The sequence below is a fragment of the Geodermatophilus sp. SYSU D00698 genome (genome assembly GCF_054050335.1).
In genome coordinates this window covers 19,703-40,394 of record NZ_JBJGZD010000022.1, presented here as the reverse complement: position 1 = coordinate 40,394, position 20,692 = coordinate 19,703, and the positions used below count along the sequence as shown (strand labels likewise).

Annotated in this window: 14 protein-coding genes; 8 read left to right on the top strand and 6 right to left on the bottom strand. The window is 76.9% G+C overall.

The window, feature by feature from the left end; all coding sequences use genetic code 11:
• Nucleotide 1 precedes the first annotated feature (1 nt).
• From ACI8AB_RS18170 to ACI8AB_RS18160, 3 genes are all read right to left on the bottom strand, one after another.
• Nucleotides 2–1,135 carry a flavin-containing monooxygenase gene (locus tag ACI8AB_RS18170; protein WP_456951266.1) on the bottom strand — a complete coding sequence of 378 codons (1,134 nt, stop codon included), beginning with the start codon at nucleotides 1,133–1,135 and terminating at the stop codon, nucleotides 2–4.
• Between the two features lie 197 nt (nucleotides 1,136–1,332).
• A complete protein-coding gene (locus tag ACI8AB_RS18165) occupies nucleotides 1,333–4,056 on the bottom strand; it encodes an ATP-binding protein (protein ID WP_456951265.1) in 2,724 nt (907 codons plus the stop codon).
• 81 nt (nucleotides 4,057–4,137) lie between these two features.
• A complete protein-coding gene (locus ACI8AB_RS18160; protein WP_456951264.1) occupies nucleotides 4,138–6,861 on the bottom strand; it encodes an AAA family ATPase in 2,724 nt (907 codons plus the stop codon).
• 175 nt (nucleotides 6,862–7,036) lie between these two features.
• Between ACI8AB_RS18160 and ACI8AB_RS18155 the strand changes: the two genes are divergently transcribed.
• The 8 genes from ACI8AB_RS18155 (at nucleotide 7,037) to ACI8AB_RS18120 (ending at nucleotide 17,323) form a co-directional block, all read left to right on the top strand.
• Nucleotides 7,037–8,518 (top strand): MFS transporter, encoded by a 1,482-nt coding sequence (locus ACI8AB_RS18155; protein WP_456951263.1) that lies wholly within the window; start codon nucleotides 7,037–7,039, stop codon nucleotides 8,516–8,518.
• Nucleotides 8,519–8,640: 122 nt separating this feature from the next.
• Nucleotides 8,641–8,874, top strand: coding sequence for a heavy-metal-associated domain-containing protein (locus ACI8AB_RS18150; RefSeq protein WP_387989501.1), 234 nt, complete (start codon nucleotides 8,641–8,643; stop codon nucleotides 8,872–8,874).
• A gap of 108 nt (nucleotides 8,875–8,982) precedes the next feature.
• On the top strand, nucleotides 8,983–9,117 hold the full coding sequence (locus ACI8AB_RS18145) for a hypothetical protein (protein ID WP_456951262.1): 135 nt from the start codon (nucleotides 8,983–8,985) through the stop codon (nucleotides 9,115–9,117).
• A gap of 77 nt (nucleotides 9,118–9,194) precedes the next feature.
• Entirely contained in the window at nucleotides 9,195–9,989 is a 795-nt protein-coding gene (locus ACI8AB_RS18140; protein WP_456951261.1) for an ABC transporter ATP-binding protein, read from the top strand.
• 5 nt (nucleotides 9,990–9,994) lie between these two features.
• On the top strand, nucleotides 9,995–12,523 hold the full coding sequence (locus ACI8AB_RS18135; RefSeq protein ID WP_456951305.1) for an FtsX-like permease family protein: 2,529 nt from the start codon (nucleotides 9,995–9,997) through the stop codon (nucleotides 12,521–12,523).
• A 58-nt stretch (nucleotides 12,524–12,581) separates the two neighbouring features.
• Nucleotides 12,582–13,082 (top strand): N-acetyltransferase family protein, encoded by a 501-nt coding sequence (locus ACI8AB_RS18130; protein WP_456951260.1) that lies wholly within the window; start codon nucleotides 12,582–12,584, stop codon nucleotides 13,080–13,082.
• A gap of 119 nt (nucleotides 13,083–13,201) precedes the next feature.
• Nucleotides 13,202–16,474: a heavy metal translocating P-type ATPase gene (locus ACI8AB_RS18125; RefSeq protein ID WP_456951259.1), complete on the top strand. Its 3,273-nt coding sequence runs from the start codon at nucleotides 13,202–13,204 to the stop codon at nucleotides 16,472–16,474.
• A gap of 222 nt (nucleotides 16,475–16,696) precedes the next feature.
• Nucleotides 16,697–17,323 (top strand): GNAT family N-acetyltransferase, encoded by a 627-nt coding sequence (locus ACI8AB_RS18120; protein WP_456951258.1) that lies wholly within the window; start codon nucleotides 16,697–16,699, stop codon nucleotides 17,321–17,323.
• A gap of 210 nt (nucleotides 17,324–17,533) precedes the next feature.
• Here ACI8AB_RS18120 and ACI8AB_RS18115 read toward each other — a convergent pair whose 3' ends face one another.
• The 3 genes from ACI8AB_RS18115 to pdxA form a co-directional block, all read right to left on the bottom strand.
• Nucleotides 17,534–18,241 carry a response regulator gene (locus tag ACI8AB_RS18115; protein WP_456951257.1) on the bottom strand — a complete coding sequence of 236 codons (708 nt, stop codon included), beginning with the start codon at nucleotides 18,239–18,241 and terminating at the stop codon, nucleotides 17,534–17,536.
• Between the two features lie 499 nt (nucleotides 18,242–18,740).
• Complete coding sequence (locus ACI8AB_RS18110) at nucleotides 18,741–19,619, bottom strand: GntR family transcriptional regulator (RefSeq protein WP_456951256.1); 879 nt, start codon at nucleotides 19,617–19,619, stop codon at nucleotides 18,741–18,743.
• 11 nt (nucleotides 19,620–19,630) lie between these two features.
• Entirely contained in the window at nucleotides 19,631–20,674 is a 1,044-nt protein-coding gene (pdxA, locus tag ACI8AB_RS18105; RefSeq protein WP_456951255.1) for a 4-hydroxythreonine-4-phosphate dehydrogenase PdxA, read from the bottom strand.
• Nucleotides 20,675–20,692: the final 18 nt, after the last annotated feature.

Below are 20,692 nucleotides of genomic sequence, written 5' to 3'. Positions count from 1 at the left end.
GTCACGCCGGCGCGACCGCCGGGATCTCGGGCTCTCCACGGCCGGGTCCGGCCTGCGGCCGCGACCCCCGCGCGTCGGCGGCCATGCGGTCGGACAGGGTGGCGGCGTCCGCGCCGACGAAGCCCAGCAGCGCCGAGCCGCGGCACGTCTGCCACGGCAACCCGAGGAAGTACAGCCCGGGCACCGCGGTGACCCCGGCGTCGTGCCGGACCTGCCCGTCGACGACCACGCCGGGCACGTGCAGCCACGAGTGGTCGCTGCGGTACCCGGTCGCCCACACGACCGCGTCGACGTCGACGGTGGTGCCGTCGGCGAAGCGGGCGGTGCGTCCGGTGACCGCGGTGAGCCGGGGCCGCATGTCAATGCCGCGGCGGCGCAGGTCGCGGGTGCGGGTGCCGATGACCAGGTCACCGCGGGCGCGCAGCCGGCGGGCGATGCGGGTGTGCGCGGGCACGGTGAAGAAGCCGACCGAGTCCAGCCAGGTGAACAGGTCGCGGCCGGCGATGCGCTGGGGCAGCTCGGTCGGCCGGGTGCCGACGGCGACGGTGACGGGCTGGGTGGCGGCGAGCTCGGCGGCGATCTGCAGGCCGGAGTTGGCGCCGCCGACGACGAGCACCCGGCCGTCGCCGGGCAGCTGGGTCGGGTTGCGGTACCCGGCGCTGTGGAGCTGCGGTACCGCCGGGTCCACCTGCTGGGCCAGAGCCGGGACGTGCGGGGTCTGGAACGGCCCGGTGGCGACGACGACCTGCCCGGCGCGCACCGTCCCGGTCGGCGTGGTCGCGGTGAAGCCGCCGTCGCCGTCGCGGTGCAACCGCAGCACCGGGGAGTTCGTCCGCACCGGCAGGGCGAAGCGCCGGGCGTAGGCGGCCAGGTAGTCGGCGACGTCGTCCTTGCTCGGGTGGGTGTCCGCGGGAGCGGGGAACGGGAGGCCGGGCAGCGCGTCGTACCGGGCGGGGCTGAACAGCCGCAACGAGTCCCAGCGGGAGCGCCACGAGTGGCCGACCTCGGGTCCGGCGTCGAGCAGCAGGAGGTCCGCGTCGCGGCGGGCGAGGTGGTGGCCGAGGGCGAGACCGGCCTGGCCGGCACCGATCACGAGCACGTCGACGGACCGGTCGGTGGGGACGGGGGTGGGCATGACGGCTCCTGGCAGGGGTGGGGGAGGGGACGGGCGGTGCGGTCGGCCGAGGCCGCGGGGAGCAGCGCGGCGGTGCTGGTCGTGGAGGCTCCTCGGTCCGGGCTGGCTCTGCGCCGGACGCTAGGAGCGGACGGGAGGCGTCACGCCGGGAGAACCACCGGGTTCCCCGCCGTCCCCGGGAGCCGGGCAGCCGCGCGTCAGTCCAGCGGGAGGGCGGTGAGCTCGGCGCGGGAGGCCACCCCGAGCTTGCTGAACACGTTCCGCAGGTGGAAGTCGACGGTGCGCGGGCTGACGAACAGCTGCGCCGCGACGTCCCGGTTGGACAGGCCCTGCCGGACCAGGGCCGTCACCTGACGTTCCTGCGCGGTCAGCTCGGTGGTCGTGGAGACGTCGCGGCGCCGCGCGGTCTCCCCGGACGCACGCAGCTCCTGCGCCGCCCGCTCGGCCCACGGGGTCGCGTCCAGCTCCTCGAACAGCGACAGCGCGGTGCGCAGGTGCTCCCGGGCGTCCACCCGGCGCCGTGCACGGCGCAGGTGCTCGCCGAGGGCCAGCTCGGTGCGGGCCCGTGCGGGCGTCCGCAGCGACGCGGCGTGCGCGTCCAGGGCACGCCGGAAGTGCTCCTCGGCGGCGTCGTCCCCGGCGGCGTCGTCCCCGGCGAGCAGGGCGCGACCGTGCTCGACGACGGCGCGCGCGGCCGGGGCGCCGGTGCCCGCGGCGAAGTCCTCCAGCTCGCCCAGCCAGGTGCGGGCGAGGTCCTCGCGGCCGGCGCGGACCGCGGTCTCGAGCCGGTCGAGCGCGGCCGTGCGGCGGTATCCGGGTGAGCTGATCTGCTCGAGGTGGTACAGGGCCGACGCCGGCTGCCGGGCGCGGAGCCCCCGTGCCCAGCGCACCAGGTCGGCGACGAGGAAGTCCGCGAGCCCGACCGGGTGCGCCTCCCGGATCGCGGTCGCCTCGGCCAGGAGGCGGTCGGCGGCGTCGTCCCCGCGCAGGGCGGCCAGCAGCCCGAGCTCGGCGGTCGGCAGCGCGGTCAGGCCGGGGTGTCCCGTCCCGGCGGTCAGCGCCAGCGCCTCGGTCGCGGCGCCGGCGGCCTGGGCCCAGTCACCGGTGGCGATCTGGAACTGCGCCCCCCGGGTGAGGGCGTGCTCGACCATGGTGAGCGCGCCTGCGCGGCGGGCGGCGGTCAGCTGCTCGGCGTGCAGCCGGAGACCCCGCTCGTCGTCGTCGACGAGCATCGCCGCGACCCCCAGGTTGGGTTGCAGCACGTGGTCGTCGACCGGGTCGGCGTCGGTGAGGGCGAAGGCGCCGCGGAAGCACTCGGCGGCGGTGGCCCAGTCCCGACAGGCGGTGGCGCGGAACCCGCGCAGCAGGGCGGAGGCCGCCCGCACACGGGGCGGCGCGTCCGGTGCCGGGGGGCGGACCAGCGCGGCCGGGTCGACGTCCCGGGGCGACCGGGCACCGAAGGCGGCCAGCGAGGCGGCGAGCATCGCCAGCTCCTGCGCCATCGCCTCGTCCACCTCGGCGGCGACCCGGGCGGCCTGCAGGACGAGGTCGTAGCCGTCGTCGAGCGAGCGGGTGTTCCACTCGATCTGCCCCTGCAGGGTCAGCAGCCGCGCCCGCACCCGCGGCTCGAGCGGCTCTGCCGCGGCCGCGGCGGCCAGCGCCGTGGCCTGGGAGGGGTGCGCCCCCAGCCAGGCCGACGACGCGGCCGTGCAGAGCCGCCGGCCACGGGCCGCGCCCGCGGTGGTGAGCTCGGCGGCGCGGGCCCACGCGGCGGCCGCCGCCTCGTGGCCACCGCGGGTGGCGGCGCGCTCGGCCACGTCGTCGAGGGCGGCGACGACGGTCTCGTCCGGCCGGTCGGCGGCGGCGGCCAGGTGCCAGGCCCGGCGGTCCGCGTCGGGGCCGACCGCCGCGGCCAGGGCGCGGTGTGCCGCGCGGCGCTGCGCGCTGGTGGCGGCTCGGTAGACCGCGGAGCGCACCAGCGGGTGGTAGAGGGCGAGCACGTCCCCGTCGACGTGCAGCAGCCCGGCGCGCTCCACCTCGTCGAGGGCGTCGTCGCCGGCTCCGAGGTGCTCCGCCGCGGCCCGGACCACCGTCAGCCGGGCGGTGTCGTCGGCCGCGGTCAGCAGCAGCAACCGCTGCGCCGGCTCGCCGAGCCGCCGGTAGCGGTCCAGGAAGCCCCGCTCCACCCCACCGGTCAGCGGCAGCTGCGTGGGCAGCGGCGACCGCCCGGCCAGCTGCTCGGGGGTGAGCACCCCGGCCAGCTCGACCAGCGCCAGCGGGTTGCCGCCGGTGGCCGCCACCAGCCGGTCGCGCACCGCCGGGTCCACCGTGGCGCCGGCCCGCGCGGACAGCACCGCCTCGGCGTCCGCCCCGGCCATGCCGCCGAGGACGACGGTGGGCAGGTCGGGTGCGTCGAAGCGGCGGGCGTCGCCGTCGCGGGCGGCGAACAGCACGGCCACCCGCTCGGCCTGCAGCCGGCGGGCGACGAACAGCAGCGCCGCGGCCGAGGCGTCGTCGAGCCAGTGGGCGTCGTCGACGACGGCCAGCACGGGGGAGTCCTCGGCGGCGTCGGCGAGCAGGCTCAGCGTGCCGAGGAACGCCAGGAAGCGCTCGCCCTCACCGGCCGCCTCGCCGAGGGCGGCACCGAGCGCGGCCTGCTGGGGCGCCGGCAGCCCGGTGAGGAGCGTCCGCAGTGGCCACAGCAGCCGCTGCAGGGCGGCGAAGGCCAGCGGCGACTCCGACTCCACGCCCGAGGTGCGCAGCACCCGCATGCCGGCGGCGGCGTCCACCGCCTCGGCCAGCAGCGTCGACTTGCCGGCCCCGGCGACGCCGCGGACCACCAGCGCACCGCCGGTCCCGGCGCGTGCGCCGTCGAGCAGGGCGGCGATCCGCGCACGCTCGGCGTCCCGTCCGGCCAGCACGGCGCCGACCGTACCGAGCGCTGCGGAGCTCCCGCCGCACCGGCGAGACCGCCGGGTGGGTCCCGGCCGCCGACGCGGGCGTCAGTCGAGCGGGTGGGCGGCCAGCTCGGTGCGACTCGTGACGCCGAGCTTGGCGAACACGTTGCGCAGGTGGAAGTCGACGGTGCGCGGGCTGACGAACAGCTGCGCGGCGACGTCCCGGTTGGCCAGGCCCTGACGCACCAACCGGGCCACCTGCAGTTCCTGCGGGGTGAGGTCGACGACCGTGGACGCGTCGCGACGGCGGGCGGTCTCGCCGGACGCGCGCAGCTCCTGCCGGGCGCGCTCGGCCCACGGCCGCGCGCCGAGGTCCTCGAACGTCTCGAGGGCGGCGCGCAGGTGGGGCCGGGCGTCGACCCGGCGGCGGGAGCGGCGCAGGAAGGCGCCGTACGCCAGCTGGGTGCGGGCCCGGTCGGGCGGGCGGTCGCTCTTGGCGTGCGCGGCGAGGGCCTGCTCGAAGTGGCGCTCGGCCTCGGGGCCGTCGGTGAGCAGCGCCCGGCCGTGCTCGGCCACGGCGGAGGCCCAGGCGGAGCCGGTGGCCTCGGCGAAGCCGGCCAGCTCCTCCACCCAGGCGTGAGCCGGCTGCGGCCGCCCGGCCCGCACGGCGGCCTCGATGCGGTCCGTGGCGGCCAGCCGGCGGGTCATCGGATGGCGGATCTGCTCCAGCTGGTGCAGCGCGGCGGCCGGATCGGCCGCGTCGCGCACGCCACGGGCCCACCGCAGCACGTCGGGCACCACCTCGGCCAGGATGCCGAGCGCGTGATCGGCGCAGATCCGCTCCGCGTCGGCGAGGTACCGGTCCACCGCCCCGTCGCTCCGCAGCGCGGCCAGCAACGCCAGCCACGCGGTCGGCAGGGCGGCCAGCCCCCGGTGCCCGGACTGGTCGGCCAGCGGCAGCGCCTCGGCGGCCGCGGCGCGGGCCGCGGTCCACCGCCCGGTGGCCACCTCCGCGAAGCCGAGCCGGGCCAGCGAGTAGAGGATCATCAGCACGGCGCCGGTGCTGCGCGCCCGGGTCAGCAGCTGCTCGTGGTAGCGCCGGGTCAACGCGTCGTCGCCCAGGTACATCGCGGCGATGCCCAGGTTGGGCAGCAGGTCCAGGTCCTCCTCGGCCAGGTGCTCGGCGAGGGCGAAGGCCTCCTCCAGCGGCGGCATCGCCCCCTGCCAGTCGCCGTGGACGGCGGCGTCGAGGCCGTGCAGCAGGTCGGAGAAGCACCGGGCACGCACCGGCGCGTCGGGCCCGGGGCGGGGGACCAGGGCCGGAGGGGCGACGGCGCTGCCGGAGCGCGCACCGAACGCGGCCAGCGCCGCGGCGAACATGGCCATCTCCCGAGCACGCTGCGCGTCGTGCGGGGCCACCTCGGCGGCGGCCTGGAGCACCATCCGCTGCCCGGCGTGCAGCGAGCCGGTGTTCCACTCGATGCGCGCCCGGAGCCGGAGGACGTCCGCGAGCAGCAGCGCGTCGCGCGCCTGCGCCGCGGCGGCGTCGACCAGCGCCCGGGCCCGGGCGGGTCGGGCGGCCAGCCAGGCGGAGCGCGCAGCGGCGTAGAGCCGCTCGGCCTGGGCGTTCCCGGCCGGTGAGAGCTCGGCGGCGCGTTCCCAGGCGGACGCGGCCGCCTCCAGACCTCCTCGCGCCCGGGCCCGCTCGGCGGCGGCGTCGAGCTCGGCGACGACGGCCTCGTCCGGCTCCTCGACGGCCGCGGCGAGGTGCCAGGCGCGCCGGTCGGCCTCGTCAGGGCCGGTCAGCACGGCCGCCAGGGCTCGATGGGCCCGTCGGCGCTCGGTGCTGGTGGCGGCGCCGTACACCGCCGAGCGCACCAGCGGGTGCCGGAGGTCGACGGCGGCGTCGCGGACCTGGAGCAGCCCCGAGCGCTCGGCCACCTGCAGTGCGTCCTCACCGGCTCCCAGGGAGGCGGCCGCCTGCCGCACCACCCGCGTCTGACCGGAGTCGTCGGCGGCCGTGACCAGCAGCACCGCCCGGGCCCGCTCGGGCAGCCGCCGGTAGCGGTCGAGGAAGGCCCGCTCCACGCCCTCGGTCAGCGGCAGCCGGGTCGGCAACCGCACCCGGCCGGACAGCTGCTCCGGCGTCAGGGCCCCGGCGAGCTCCACGAGCGCCAGGGGGTTGCCGCCGGTGCTCGCGACCAGCGCGTCGCGCACCTCCGGGGGGACGGGGACCCCGGCGCGGGCGGAGAGCAGGTCACCGGCGGCCTGCGCGTCGAGGGCCCCGACGGCGAGGCGGGGCAGGTCACCACTGTCGAAGGTGCGCACGTCGGCGTCGCGGGCGGTGAACAGGAGGGCGACCCGCTCCACCTGCAGCCGCCGGGCCACGAACAGCAGCGCCGCGGCGGACGCGTCGTCGAGCCAGTGGGCGTCGTCGACGACGGCGAGCACCGGGCGGCGCTGCCCGGCGTCGGCGAGGACGTTCAACGCGGCCAGGAAGACCAGGAAGCGGTCGCCGGGGCCGTCGTCGACCTCGCCGAAGGCCGCCCGCAACGCCCGGGCCTGCGGCTGCGGCAGGTGGTGCGCACAGTCGGCCACGACCGGGCGCAGCAGACGGTGGAGCGCGGCGAACGCCAGCGGCGACTCCGACTCCAGACCCTGCGTGCGGAGCACCGTCATGCCGTCGACCCGGGCCACCGTGTCGCGCAGCAACGCCGACTTGCCCACGCCCGGGTGTCCGACCAGCACCAGCGCCCCGCCCCGGCCGGCCCACGCCTCGTCCACCAGTGCGGCGATGGCTGCCCGCTCGGAGTCCCTGCCGGAGAGCACGCCGAGACCCTAGTGCGCCACCGGACGGAACCGAGCCGCCTTCCCCGCGCGGTTCCCCGGCCGGACGGGTCGTCGCCCGCGGGCAGGCCATCCCGGCGGAACCACCGGCGCGACCGGACTCCTCCACACCGGACGGTGGCGGCACACCCGGACCTGCCTCCCGAGGAGGGAACCCGTGACGACCCACTCCGCCGCCGGACCGGCGGCGCCCGCCCACCCGCACCCGTGGGCCCACCCGACCGTGCCCACCGTCGACGAGCCGCGCCGGTCGTGGACCGTCTTCGGTCTGATGATCACCGCGCAGGTGATGGTGATCCTCGACGTCTCCGTCGTGAACGTCGCACTGCCGTCGATCAGCCGCGGTCTGCACCTCTCGGCCGCGGACTACCAGTGGACCGTCAGCGCCTACGTGCTGCTCTCCGGCGGCCTGCTCCTGCTCGGCGGCCGCATCGCGGACCTGATCGACCGCCGGGGGGCGTTCCTCACCGGCGTCGGCCTGTTCACCGCCGCCTCCCTGACCAGCGCGCTCGCCCAGGCCCCGTGGATGCTGGTCGTCTCCCGCGCCGCGCAGGGAGCCGGCGCCGCGCTGCTCACCCCCGCGGCGCTGTCGATCATCATGACCGCCTACGCCGGCAGGCAGCGGCAGACGGCGCTCGCCGTGTGGGGCACCGTCGGCAGCCTCGGCATCGCCGCCGGCGTGCTGTTCGGCGGGGCGCTGACCAGCGCACTGGGCTGGCGGGCGGTGTTCTTCGTCAACGTGCCGATCGGCGTCGCCGTCGTCCTCGGCACCCTGCGCGCCGTGGCCCGGGGCGCCTCCCGGGCGGGGGCGCTGCGCCGGCTCGACGTGCCGGGCGCGCTGACCCTGGTGGGCGGGCTGCTGGCCCTGGTGTCCGGCATCGAGGCCACCCGCTCGGCCGGCTGGACGGCGCCCCGCACCTGGCTCGCGCTGGCCGCCGCCGCGGTGCTGCTGACCGCCTTCGCCCGGCTCGAGCGCCGCACCACCGATCCCCTCGTGCCCCCGGCGACCTGGCGCATCCGGTCGCTGGTCTCCGCCTCGGCGGTCATGGCCGGCGTCACCGGCGTGGTGGTCGGCGCCGTCTTCCTGACCTCGCTGTACCTGCAGGACGTCGTCGGAGCCTCGCCGGTCGTGGCCGGCCTGGAGTTCCTGCCCCTGGCCGGCGCGATCACCCTCGCCGCCACCGCCGCGTCGAAGGTGGTCGGCCGGGTCGGTGCCCGCACGCTGGTCCTCGGCGGCCTGGTCGTCATGGCCGGCGGCGCGCTCCTGCTGGCCGCGAACGCCGGCGGCACCTCCTACGCCGCCGACGTGCTCCCCGGCCTCCTGCTCGTCGGCGCGGGCGTGGGGCCGATGTTCGTGGCGATCGCGGTCGCCGCGATGGGCGACGTGCCGGGCGAGAGCTCCGGCGTGGCGAGCGGGCTGATGATGACCGGACACGAGATCGGCGCGGCCCTCGGCGTCGCCGGGCTCACCGCCGTCGCCGGTGACCTCGCCACCTCCGCCGGTCTGGTCGACGGCTACGGGCGCGCCTTCGCCGCCGCCGCCGGTGTCCTGGTCGCCCTGTTCGTCCTCACCGCACTCGCCGTGCCCGGCGGCCGGCCGGCCGCCGCAGCCGCCGGCCACGGCGCCCACGGCCACTGAGCCACCTGGCTCCCGGCCTCCTGGCGAACCCGGCGTGGGATCCCGGCGGTTTCCCCGGTGAGAGCGACCCGCCCCCACGCCGACTCTCGTCCCCGACCCCACCACCACCCCGAGGAGTCCCCGTGCTGTCCAACACGCCCCGCACCTTCGTCGGCTCGACCACCTTCACCGTCACCGGCATGACCTGTGCGCACTGCCAGCGGGCGGTCACCGAGGAGATCTCCGGTGTGGCCGGCGTCCGGTCGGTCACCGTCGACCTGGCCAGCGGCACCGTCACCGTCACTGCCGACCGCCCGGTCGACCGCGCCGACATCGCCGCCGCCGTCGACGAGGCCGGCTACGCCCTCGTCCCGTAGCCCTCATCGCCACCCCGCTGTCCGGGTCGTCCACCGGCACTCCGGCCCCACGACCCGGGCAGCGGCGCCCGGAGTCCACCGTCCGCCACCGCTTGTCAGGAGCCCGCCATGACCTCCACCCACGAGCACCTCACCCGCTCGCGCCAGCAGGAACTGATCCGCGAGGCCGAGCACGCCCGGCTGGTCCGCTGCCTGCGCCCGGCCCGGCCCTGGCGGCGCCCCCGCCCGTGCCCCTGCTCCTGACCGCCGCCTCCACCACCTCGACCCGCTTACCGCCCCGACTTACCGCCCCCGACGACCCGCTCCTCCCGGGAGAGACGATGACCGTCACCGACACGCAGCCCGCCGCACCCCCGACCCGGCCCGTGGTCGCCGCCCGCGCGGTCGACGTGGTCAAGACCTACGGCCGGGGCGAGGCCGCCGTCCGCGCCCTCGACTCGGCCAGCGTCACCATCCCTGCCGGGGAGTTCACCGCCGTCATGGGACCGTCCGGGTCGGGCAAGTCCACCCTGATCCACGCCCTCGCCGGCCTGGACGACATCGACTCCGGCCAGGTGTTCGTCGGCGACACCGACCTGGGCGCGCTGTCCGAGCGCGGCCGCACCCTGCTGCGCCGCGAGCGGCTGGGCTTCGTGTTCCAGGCGTTCAACCTCATCCCGGCGCTGACCGCGGCGGAGAACATCGCGCTGCCGCTGACCCTGGCCGGCAAGCGGCCGGATCCGGCGTGGACGGACGAGCTCGTGCACATGCTCGGTCTCCAGACCCGGCTCGACCACCGCCCGGCCCAGTTGTCCGGTGGCCAGCAGCAGCGGGTCGCCGTCGGCCGGGCCCTGATCGCCCGCCCGGAGCTGGTGTTCGCCGACGAGCCGACCGGCAACCTCGACTCCCGCGCCGGCGCCGCGCTGCTGACGTTCCTGCGTGACGCCACCCGCAGCCTCGGCCAGACGATCGTCATGGTCACCCACGACCCGGTCGCCGCCGCCTACGCCGACCGGGTGGTCTTCCTCGCCGACGGCCGGATCGTCGACGAGCTCACCGGCCCCACCGCCGAGACCGTGCTGGCCCGCCTCGCCCGCCTCGACGTCTCCCGCCGCGACGAGCCGGTGGGGGCGTGATCGCGATGTGGCGCCTGTCCTGGTCCAACACGCTCGCGCACCGCAATCGGCTGACGCTGACGTGGCTCGCCGTCGCGCTCGGCGTCGCGTTCGCCGTCGGCAGCCTGGTGCTCACCGACACCAGCACCCGCCTGCTCGACGAGCAGTTCCGCACCACCGCCGCCGGGGTGGACCTCACCGTCCGGGATGCGGCCGCCTTCGACGCCGCGATGGGCGTGGAGGTGGCGCGCGACCCGCTGCCGGCCGACCTGGCCGACCGGATCGCCGCCGTCGCCGGCGTCGACCGGATCCGCCCGGTGGCCTCCGGACCGGGGCAGCTGCAGGTCCGCGGCACCGCCGTGGAACCCGCCGGGCCGACGATCCTCGGCACCTGGGCCGAGGCCCCGTTCACCGCCTACGAGCTCAGGTCCGGGCACGCCCCCCGTGCGGCCGACGAGGTCGTCCTGGACGCCGCCACCGCCGATGAGCAGGGCATCGCCCTCGGTGACACGGTCACCGTCTCGGCCACCGCGACCCGGCAGCTGCGCGTGGTCGGGCTGACCGGCGTCGGCGACCGCGACGGGCTGGCCAACAGCACCGTGGTGCTCGTCGACCTGCCCACCGCCCAGACGCTGCTCGACCTCGGTGCCGGCCTCACCTCGGTCGACGTGATCGCCGCCGACGGTGTCGCCGTGACCGACCTGCGCAGCGACCTCGCCGCCGCGCTCGGCGCGCAGTACGCCGTCACCGGCGGCCAGGACGCCGCCGCCGCCAGCGCCGACGCGGCGAAGGAGAGCATCGGCTACCTGCGCATCGTGCTCCTCGCGCTCGCCGCCGCCGGGCTGGTGGTCGGGGCGTTCCTGATCGCCAACACCTTCGCCATCGTGCTCACCCAGCGGGCCCGGGAACTGGCGTTGCTGCGTGCCGCCGGGGCCACCGGCCGGCAGGTGTTCGGCTCGGTGCTCGGCGAGGCGTTGCTGGTCGGCCTCACCGGCGCGGCCGGCGGCACCGCGGCCGGCATCGGTGCCGCGCACGCGCTGCGCGGCCTCGCCCAGGGCGCCGGACTATCGCTGCCCGCCGGCCCGCTCACCGTCACCGCCCGCACGCTGGTCGTCGGTCTGGCCGCGGGCACGCTGATCACGCTGCTGGCGGCGCTCGGCCCGGCCCGCCGCGCCGCCCGCACCGCGCCGGTCGAGGCGATGCGGGCCGCCGCGCCGGCGCCCGCCGGTCCGCGGCGGGGCCGTCTGGTCACCGGCTGGGTGCTGCTCGGCCTGGGCCTGGTGCAACTGGTCGCGGCCGCGCTGCTGGGGAACGTCACTGGCGTCGGCCTCGGCGCAGTGCCGCTGCTGGCCGCGCTGGTCGTGCTCGCTCCCGTGCTCGCGCCACGGCTGGCCCGCGCGGTCGGCCGACCGCTCGACGGGCTGGGCGTGCCCGGGCGGCTGGCCCGGGAGTCCACCGCACGCAATCCGCGGCGCACCGCGGCCACCGCGACGGCCCTCGCCCTCGGCCTGGCCCTGATCGCCTTCGTCGCGGTGCTCGGCAGCTCGGTCAAGGCGATCGGCGCCGCCTCGGGCGAGGCGATCACCGCCGACCTGCTGGTGCAGAGCAGCGGCGACGAGATGCTCGGTGGGCTCTCCCCGGAGGTCGCCGCGCGCGTCGCCGCGCGACCGGAGGTCGCCGCGACCTCCTCGGTCCGTTTCGGTCACTGGCTGGACGCCGGGACGACCAGCGCGCTCACCGCGGTCGACCCGGCAACCCTCCCGTCGGTCGCCGACGTCGAGATGGCCGCCGGCAGCCTGGCGGCGCTCGACGGCGGGGGGATCGTGCTCGCTGCCGACGTCGCCGCCGAGCGTGGCCTGTCCGTCGGCGACACCCTGGCGATGACCTTCTCGCGCGACGGCGAACAGCTGCTGCCGGTCGTCGGGGTGATGGCCGACGACTCGGCCCGGGCGCTGTCCACCAGCTACGTGCTCTCCCTCGGCACCTACGCCGCGCACTACAGCGAGAACGTCGACGCCACCGTCTACGTCGCCCTCGCCGACGGGGTCGACCCGGGCGAGGCACGGACGGCGGTGGAGGCCGCGGTCGCCGACTTCCCGAACGCCGAGGTCCTCGACCAGGCCGAGGCCGCCGCCGACCGCGCCGCCGCCGTCGACCAGGTGCTCGGGTTGATCACCGTGCTGCTCGGGTTCGCGGTGCTGATCGCGCTGCTGGGCATCACCAACACCCTGGCGCTGTCCATCGTCGAGCGGACCCGGGAGATCGGACTGCTGCGGGCGGTCGGTATGACACGGGCGCAGCTGTCGTGGATGGTCCGCGCCGAGGCGCTGCTCATCGCCGCGGTCGCCGTGGTCACCGGCGTCGCCCTCGGTCTGGGGTTGGCGGCGGCCACCCTGGCCGGACTGTCCGCGGACGAGCCCCTGGTCATCGAGGTGCCCGTCGGGCAGCTGCTGGCCGTCGTCGCCGCCGCAGTCCTCGCCGGTCTGGTCGCCGGGCTCGTGCCCGCCCGACGCGCCGCCCGGCTCGACGTGCTCACCGCGATCGCCACCCAGTGACTCGGCGCGCGCTCACGTCCCCGCCTGCCCCCGACCACCCGTCCGACCAGGAGCTGCCATGACCGACGCCCCGATGACCGCCCCCACCGCCGCGGTCGTGATCCGCCGGGCCACCCCGGCCGACACCACCGAGGTGGCGGCGATGGTCCGCGAGATCGCCGCACACGAGGACCAGACCGCGTCCGTGCACGTGCCCGACGAACAGTGGCACGGGCTGCTCGAGCGGCCCGAGGTGATCGTGCTGCTCGCCGAGCGCGACGGCACGGCCGTCGGCTACGTCTCGGCGATCCGGCGGCTGCACCTGTGGACGGGCGGCGACGTGCTCGACCTCGACGACCTCTACGTCCGGCCCGGACACCGCGACGCCGGCGTCGGCCGGCGGCTGATGGCTGCACTCGCCACCCTGGCCGCACCCGAGCAGCTGCTCATCCGGTGGGGCACGGAGGTCGACAACGTCGACGCCCAGCGGTTCTACCGCCGCCTCGGCGCCACCCTCCGGCCCAAGATCCTCGCCGCCTGGCCGCCTGCCGTGTACGGCGCGCTGGTCCCCGGCCGTTGAACCCGCTGGTCCGGGGATCCGCCGGGTCGGAGAACCCGGCGGATCCACCGGTCCGAGCCTGCGCGCCACCGCCGACAGTCAGCCGTAGCCGACGACCCGATCGACCCCAGGAGTCCGGGATGACCACCACCGCGCCTGGCAGTGCCGCGCCGACCGCCGCCGCCGGACCGAGCGCCAGTTGCACCCTCGACATCGGCGGCATGACCTGCGCCTCCTGTGTCGGCCGGGTCGAGAAGGCGCTGAACCGGGTCGACGGCGTGGCGGCCGCGGAGGTGAACCTGGCCACCGAGGTCGCCACCGTCCGCTTCGACCCGGCACGGGTCGGACTCGAGGAGCTGACCGCCGCGGTCGCCCGCGCCGGCTACGCCGCCACCCCCCGCCGCGAGACCCCGCCCGCCGACCAGGACACCGGCACCGGCCCCGACACGGCGGCCGGAGGTGGCGACGACGAGACGCGGCTGACCGCGCTCAGGCGCCGGTGGCAGATCACCCTCGCCACCGGCCTGGGCCTGATGGTGCTGATGTACGTGCCGCTGTACCTGGACGCGATGGACTGGCTGATGCCGGCCGTCCTCGTGGTCGCCACCGTCGTGCAGTTCTGGGCCGGCCGGGACGTCTACCGCGCCGCCTGGGCCGCCGCCCGCCACCGCTCGACGAACATGAACACCCTCGTCGCCCTCGGGACCGGCGTCGCCTACGGCTACAGCGCCTTCGTCACCCTGTGGCCGGCCGCCGCCGAGCGCTGGGGCCTGCCGCTGCACGTCTACTTCGAGACCTCGCTGGTGATCCTCGCCCTGGTCCTGGCGGGCCGGTGGATGGAGGCCCGGGCGAAGAAGCAGACCGCCGCGGCGATCACCGCCCTGGTCGGCCTCGCGCCGAGGACGGCCCGCGTGCTGCGCGACGGCGCCGAGGTCGACGTCCCGGTCGAGCAGGTCGCCGTCGGGGACCTCGTGCGGGTCCGGCCCGGCGAGAAGGTCCCCGTCGACGGCGTCGTGACCGAGGGCGCCACCGCGGTCGACGAGAGCATGCTGACCGGCGAGAGCCTGCCGGTGGACAAGACGGTCGGCGACCAGCTGATCGGCGCCACGCTCAACCGGACCGGCACCGTCGTCGTCCGGGCCACCGCGGTCGGTGCCGACACCGCGCTCGCGCAGATCGTCCGCCTGGTGGAGGACGCGCAGGGCGCGAAGGTCCCGCTGCAGCGGCTGGCGGACCGGGTCTCGGCCTGGTTCGTCCCGATCGTGCTCGGCCTGGCCGCTGCCACGTTCCTCGCCTGGGCGCTGGTCGGCCCGGACAGCGGCCGGCTGACGCTGGCGATCACCACGACGATCGCGGTGCTGATCATCGCCTGCCCGTGCGCGCTGGGCCTGGCGACGCCGACCGCGGTCATGGTCGGCACCGGCCGGGCCGCGGAGCTCGGCATCCTGATCGGCAACGGGGACGCGCTGGAGACCGCCCGCCGGGTCACCGCCGTCGTGCTGGACAAGACCGGCACGATCACGCGCGGCAGGCCGGCCCTCACCGGCGTCACCACCACCGGCGGGTGGGCCGAGGACGACGTCCTGGCGCTGGTGGCCGCCGCGGAGACCGGCAGCGAGCACCCGGTCGGCGAGGCGGTGCTGGCCGCCGCCGCCGACCGCGGGCTGGTCCTGCCGGCGCTGCGCTCCTTCGACGCCGTGCCCGGCCACGGCATCGACGCCGTCGTCGACGACCGGCACGTCCTGGTGGGCAACGCCGCCCTGATGGCCGCCCGCGGGACCGACGTCTCCGCGCTGCAGGCCACCGCCGCCCGCGAGGCCGCGGCCGGCCGCACGCCCATGTTCGCCGCGGTCGACGGGGCCGCGGCAGCGGTGCTCACGGTCGCCGACACGGTCAGGCCGGAGTCGGCCGAGGCGGTCGCCCAGCTGCAGGCGCTCGGCGTCCAGGTGTGGATGCTCACCGGCGACAACGCCGCCACCGCGGCCGCGATCGCCGGGCAGGTCGGCATCGACCACGCGCTGGCGGAGGTGCTGCCGGCGGACAAGGCGGCGCAGGTGCGCCGGCTGCAGGAGCAGGGCCACGTCGTGGCGATGGCCGGCGACGGCATCAACGACGCCGCGGCCCTGTCGGCCGCCGACGTGGGCATCGCCATCGGGACCGGCGCCGACGTCGCGATCGCCGCCTCCGACGTCACCCTCGTCGGCGGCGACCTGCGCGGCATCGTCTCGGCGATCGCGCTGTCCCGGCGCACCGTGACCACGATGAAGCAGGGCCTCGGCTGGGCGTTCGGCTACAACCTGCTGCTGATCCCGGTCGCCGCCGGCGCCCTGTACTGGTGGAACGGCCTGCTGCTGGACCCGGTGCTGGCCTCCGCCGCGATGGCGATGAGCTCCGTCAGCGTCGTGACCAACGCGCTGCGGCTGCGCCGCTTCCGCCGCCCGGCCACCGTCGCGGAGATCCTGCGCCCGCCGCTGCGCGCCCGGATCGGCCAGTACGCCTACCTGGCCGGCATCGCGGTCGTCGCGCTGGCCCTGGGCGCGGGACTGACCGCGGTGTCCCGGATGGACTTCGCCGAGCGCGGCATGAACGGGACGCTCGCCTGGATGCAGGGCACCGGCATGCCGATGCGGCCGGCGATGAGCGAGATGATGACCGCCGAGGTGCCGCCGACCGAGGCCGCCGACGCCGGGCTCGACGTCCGGCTCGACCTGCCCGCCGCCGTCCGCCCGGGGGAGCCGGCCCGGCTGGTGGCCACCGTCGTCGACACGGGCACCGGGGAACCCGTCGAGGACCTCACCCGCAGCCACGAGGCGTGGATGCACCTCATCGCCACCCGGGAGGACCTGGGCACGTTCGCGCACGTCCACCCGCAGCCCACCGGCCGGCCCGGGCAGCTCGCCGTCGACGTCACGTTCCCCACCGCCGGCCGGTACGTCGTCGACACCGAGTTCCGGCGGCAGGGCGAGATGGCCGACGTGCACTCCCGGCAGGTGCTCACCGTGGCCGGTACCGCGCCGGAGCCGGTGGCCCTGACGGCCGGGCCGCGGACGGTCGTCGTCGGCGGCGTGCGGGTCGAGCTGGGAGGGACCGCCGAGGCCGGGGGCGTGAGCGACCTGCACTTCACGTTCACCGACGCGGGGACCGGCCGGCCGGTCGACGACCTGCAGCCCTACCTGGCCGCCGCCGGGCACGTCGTGGTCATGCGCGCCGACGGACAGACCTTCGCCCACGAGCACGCGGAGGTGGACGACGGGAACGGCCGGCCGGTGTTCGCGCTGCCGGGACAGTCGTTCGGTCCGGAGCTCGACGTGCACGCCGAGTTCCCCACCGCCGGGGTCTACCGGCTGTGGGCGCAGTTCCGCCTCGCCGACGGGGACGTCATCACCGTCCCGTTCACCGTCCGGGCCCGCTGACCGGAGGAGCACGCGACGAGCACGCCCACCACCCCGACGCCCCGCCCGGCTCGGGCGCGGCACCCCCGGTCGCGGGTGATCGGCAGGCGCGACCGGCTGCCGGTCCAGCGGCTCGCCGACGGAGCGGCTGCTGACGACGCCGGGGCCGTCGCGTCGGCCGCGGACCGTGCGCACGGCAGGACCGGAGGACCGGACGGGCCCCGCTCACCGAGAGAGGAACGGATGACCGTGCACGTGCGCCCGGCGACACCCGACGACGTCCCGGCCGCCGCCGTGGTGCTCGCCGACGCGTTCACCGACTACCCCTGGACCCGGTGGACGGTCGACGCCGACGACCACGGCGGGCGGCTGAGGACGCTGTTCCGCCTCGACCTCTCCGCCGTCGCGGTGCCCTTCGGCCGGGTCGACCTCGGCGAGACGGCGGACGGGCTCGTGAGCGTCGCGGTCTGGATCCGCGGCACCGCGGTACCCGCGGACGCGTGGGCACGGGTCGGTCCGGCGACCACCGAGCTGGCGGGGGACCGGGCAGCGGCCGCGGCCGAGGCCGAGGCGGTGCTCGCCGGACGCCGCCTCGACGAGCCGCACGTGGCCCTCGCCAGCCTCGGCGTCGCGCGGCGTCGGCAGGGGCGGGGCCTCGGTGCCGCGACCCTGGCCCCCGGACTCGCGTGGTCCGACCGCGAGGGGCTGCCGGTGCACCTGGAGACCAGCGCGGAGCCCAACGTGCGCTTCTACCGCCGCCTCGGCTTCGCGGTGGTCGACGCCGTCGACCTGCCCGACGGGGGTCCGCGCACCTGGCTGATGCGCCGTCCGCCCCGTACAGGGACGGTGAACGGCTCTCCGTCCTCCTGATCGTGCTGGGCGAGGTCGGCTCCGGTGTCCGTGACGGCGGCGGAGGACCCCGCGGCGTCGGCCAACGTCCAGCACACCTGGTCGCCGTGTCGCAGGCCGGGCGGCGTGCCCCACTGCCGCAGGCGCGACGGGCGTCGCGGCCGGTCCGCTCCTGCACGGACGGCTCGGCGGGCTCGCCCCGTCGTCCGAGGTGAGGCCGCCGGCCGGGCACTACCCGCTCGGTGTGATGCGCGAGGGAGTCGTGTCGTCGGGGGACGGCAGGATCCCGTCGGCCTGACGGCTCCGCAGACGCGTGACCAGGACGGCGACCTGGGTGCGGCGTTGCAGGCCCAGTTTGGGCAGCAGGTTGCTGACGTAGTTCTTCACGGTCTTCTCCGCCAGACCCAGCCGGTTGCCGATCTGGCGGTTGGTGAGCCCGTCCCCGATCAGCTGCAGCACGGCACGCTCCCGCTCGGTGAGGTCGGCCAGCGGATCCGGCCGCCCGGCGCCGCCGTCGGCGTCGAGCACCGCGGTGACCTCGGGGGCGAACACGGTGCCGCCCGCCGCCACCCGGCGCACGGCCGCCTGCAGCGCCGGACCCCGCACGTGCTTGACCAGGTATCCCGACACCCCCGCCCGCACGGCTGCTGCCACCGTCTCCGGGTCGGCGTACTGGCTGAGCACCAGGCACCGCACCCCGGGGACGTCCGCGCGCAGCCGGGTGCAGGCCTCCGCCCCGGTGCCGTCGGGCAGGCGCATCCCCATCACCGCCACGTCCGGGCGCACGGCCCGGCCGCGGACCACCGCCTGGTCGACCGAGGCAGCCTCGGCGACGACGGCGAGCCCGGCGTCGCCCTCGAGCACCTGGATCACGCCGCGGCGGACCACCTCCTGCTCGTCGAGCACGAGAACCCGTACGACGGCCGTCTCTGCCGGCACCGGAACCAGCTCCCGGGGTCGAGGGGTGCGGCACGACGTCGTCGGCGTGCAGCCGGAACGCTATTCGGCCGCGCGGGAGTTCGGTACCCGCGCCGGCACCCAGAGCTGGTGCTCTCCCGGCCGAAGTCGGGGCTGGCCGACCGCAGGCGCTGCCCGCCGTCCCAGGGGCACCGGCGCAACCGGGCCGGGAGCGGCTGCAGCACGCGAACGCACCATCGCGCTCACCGTCCACCGGCATCTGCACCCGGCCTGGCCGGCAGGCCGCCGACCGCTTCGCCGCCCTGCTGCGGGGCTGACCGACCCCGCGACGTCCCACACCGGTGTCACGAGGCGTCGTTGACACCGGGGCGGCGCCGTGTCCGAGGGGGGACCTCAACGCCGCCCCGGTGGGCGATCGCCCACCGGCTGCTGTCTCGGTGCGGACGCAGCGCGGTGTGCGCGGCTTCGTGGACGTGGTCAGGAGCGGGGTGCGGCGCGGACGGCCCGAATCGTCCCGACCTCAACCGAGAGCTGGTGACACGGGCCGCGGGCCGGCGCGGTCGGCCAGCTCGTGGAGGCGGTCGGCCAGCTGCTGGGCCTGCTCGGCGGCCTCCCGCAGCCCGTCCCTGTCAGACGGGGGAGAGGGCAGCGCCGGGCTGGGCGGACCCACCGGCCCGGCCTCCAGGTCGACGTCGAAGGCGATGTCCTCGGCGCGGTGCCAGGTGGCGAAGACCTCGAGCGGCCGGCCGTCCTGGTCCTGGGTCTGGCCCTCGAGCAGCAGCAGGGGAGCGCCCGGCCGCGTCTCCAGCTCCCGGGCGAGGTCGGTGTCGGCAGCCACCGCGCGCACCTGCCGCCGTCCGCCGGTCGGCCGGGCGCCGAGGCGCCGGGTGAGCACCTCGTGCAGCGAGGCGTCGGTGAGCTCCTCGGCGGTCAGCCCCGCGCAGCGGGGGAGCGGCAGGGCGGTGCGGATGCGGGCCAGCGGCCGTCCGTCCACCCGCCGCAGCCGCTCCAACCGCAGCACCCGGCCTCCACCCAGCCAGCGGTCCTGCGCGGAGGAGGCCGGCTCCTCGCCGAGCGACAGCACCTCGGTGGTGACCTCGAGACCCTCGGCGGCCATCTGGGTGTAGAGCCCGCTGGCGCGCTGCACCAGCCGGTGGTGCTGCCGCGCGGGCGCCACCACGCTGCCCCGCCCGCGGCTGCGTTCGACCAGGCCCTCGGCCACCAGGGTCGACAGCGCCTGGCGGACCACCGACCTGGCCACCCCGAACCGCTCCTGCAGGGCGACCTCGCTGTCCAGGGCGGACCCCGGCGGCAGGCGGTGGTCGCGGATCTGCGCGCGCAGCGCGTCGGCCACCTGCACGTGCAGCGGCCGCCCAGCGGCCCGGTCGAGACCCGGCACGGGTGCCGAGCCTAGGCGCCGAGCTGGGCGGCCGAGGCCTGCGCGGTCTGCCAGACCTGGTCCCAACCCTGGGCGAGCGCAGCCGCCCGCCGGCAGGACAGCACCAGGCTGCCCTCGCGGGCGATGCCCTGGCCGGCGATGTCGAAGGCGGTGCCGTGGTCCACCGACACCCGCACCACCGGCAGGCCGACGGTGATGTTGACGCCGTCGTCGCCGTAGACCGCCTTGAACGGCGCGTGCCCCTGGTCGTGGTAGCAGACGACGACCATCTCGTACTTCCCCTTGACCGCCGCCGGGATCAGGGCGTCGGCCGGCAGCGGACCCACGGCGTTGACGCCGTCGGCGCGCACGGCCTCGACCGCCGGTGCCAGCACGTCGGCGTCCTCGTCGCCGAAGATCCGGTTCTCCCCGGCGTGCGGGTTGAGCCCGGCCAGCGCCACCTCGGCGTCGGGCTTGCCCAGCGCGCGGGTGAAGGCGCCGGCCAGCCGGAGCACCGCCTGGGTGCGCTCCGGAGTCACCGCCTCGATGGCCTGCCGCAGCGACACGTGCGTGGTCAGGTGGAACAGGTAGAGGTCGCCGGCCGACAGCACCAGGCTGAAGTTCTCCACGCCGAACTCGTGCGCGAGCAGCTCGGTGTGGCCGGGCCAGGCGTGGCCGGCCGAGTGCATCGCCGCCTTGTTCAGCGGCGCGGTCACGATGCCGTCGACCGCTCCGGACCTGGCCAGGTCGCAGGCGGCGACGACGAAGCGGTAGGAGCCGTCGCCGGCGACCTCGCTGAGCCGGCCGAGCGGGACCTCGGGCATCGGGTCGCCGACCTGCACGACCTCGACGGTGCCGGGTTCGTTGGCGGCCGCGCGCGGGTCCTCGACCTGCCGGACGACGGCGGGGTCGCCGCCGATGGCCTGCACGGCCCGGCGCACCGCGCCGACGTCACCGACGACCACGGGCACGCACTCGGTGCGCAGGTCCTCGTGCCCGAGCAGGGCTTTGGCGGTGATCTCCGGGCCGATGCCGGCGACGTCGCCGATCGTGACGGCGAGCGTGGGCTTGTCCATGGCTGTTCTCTCCTCGTA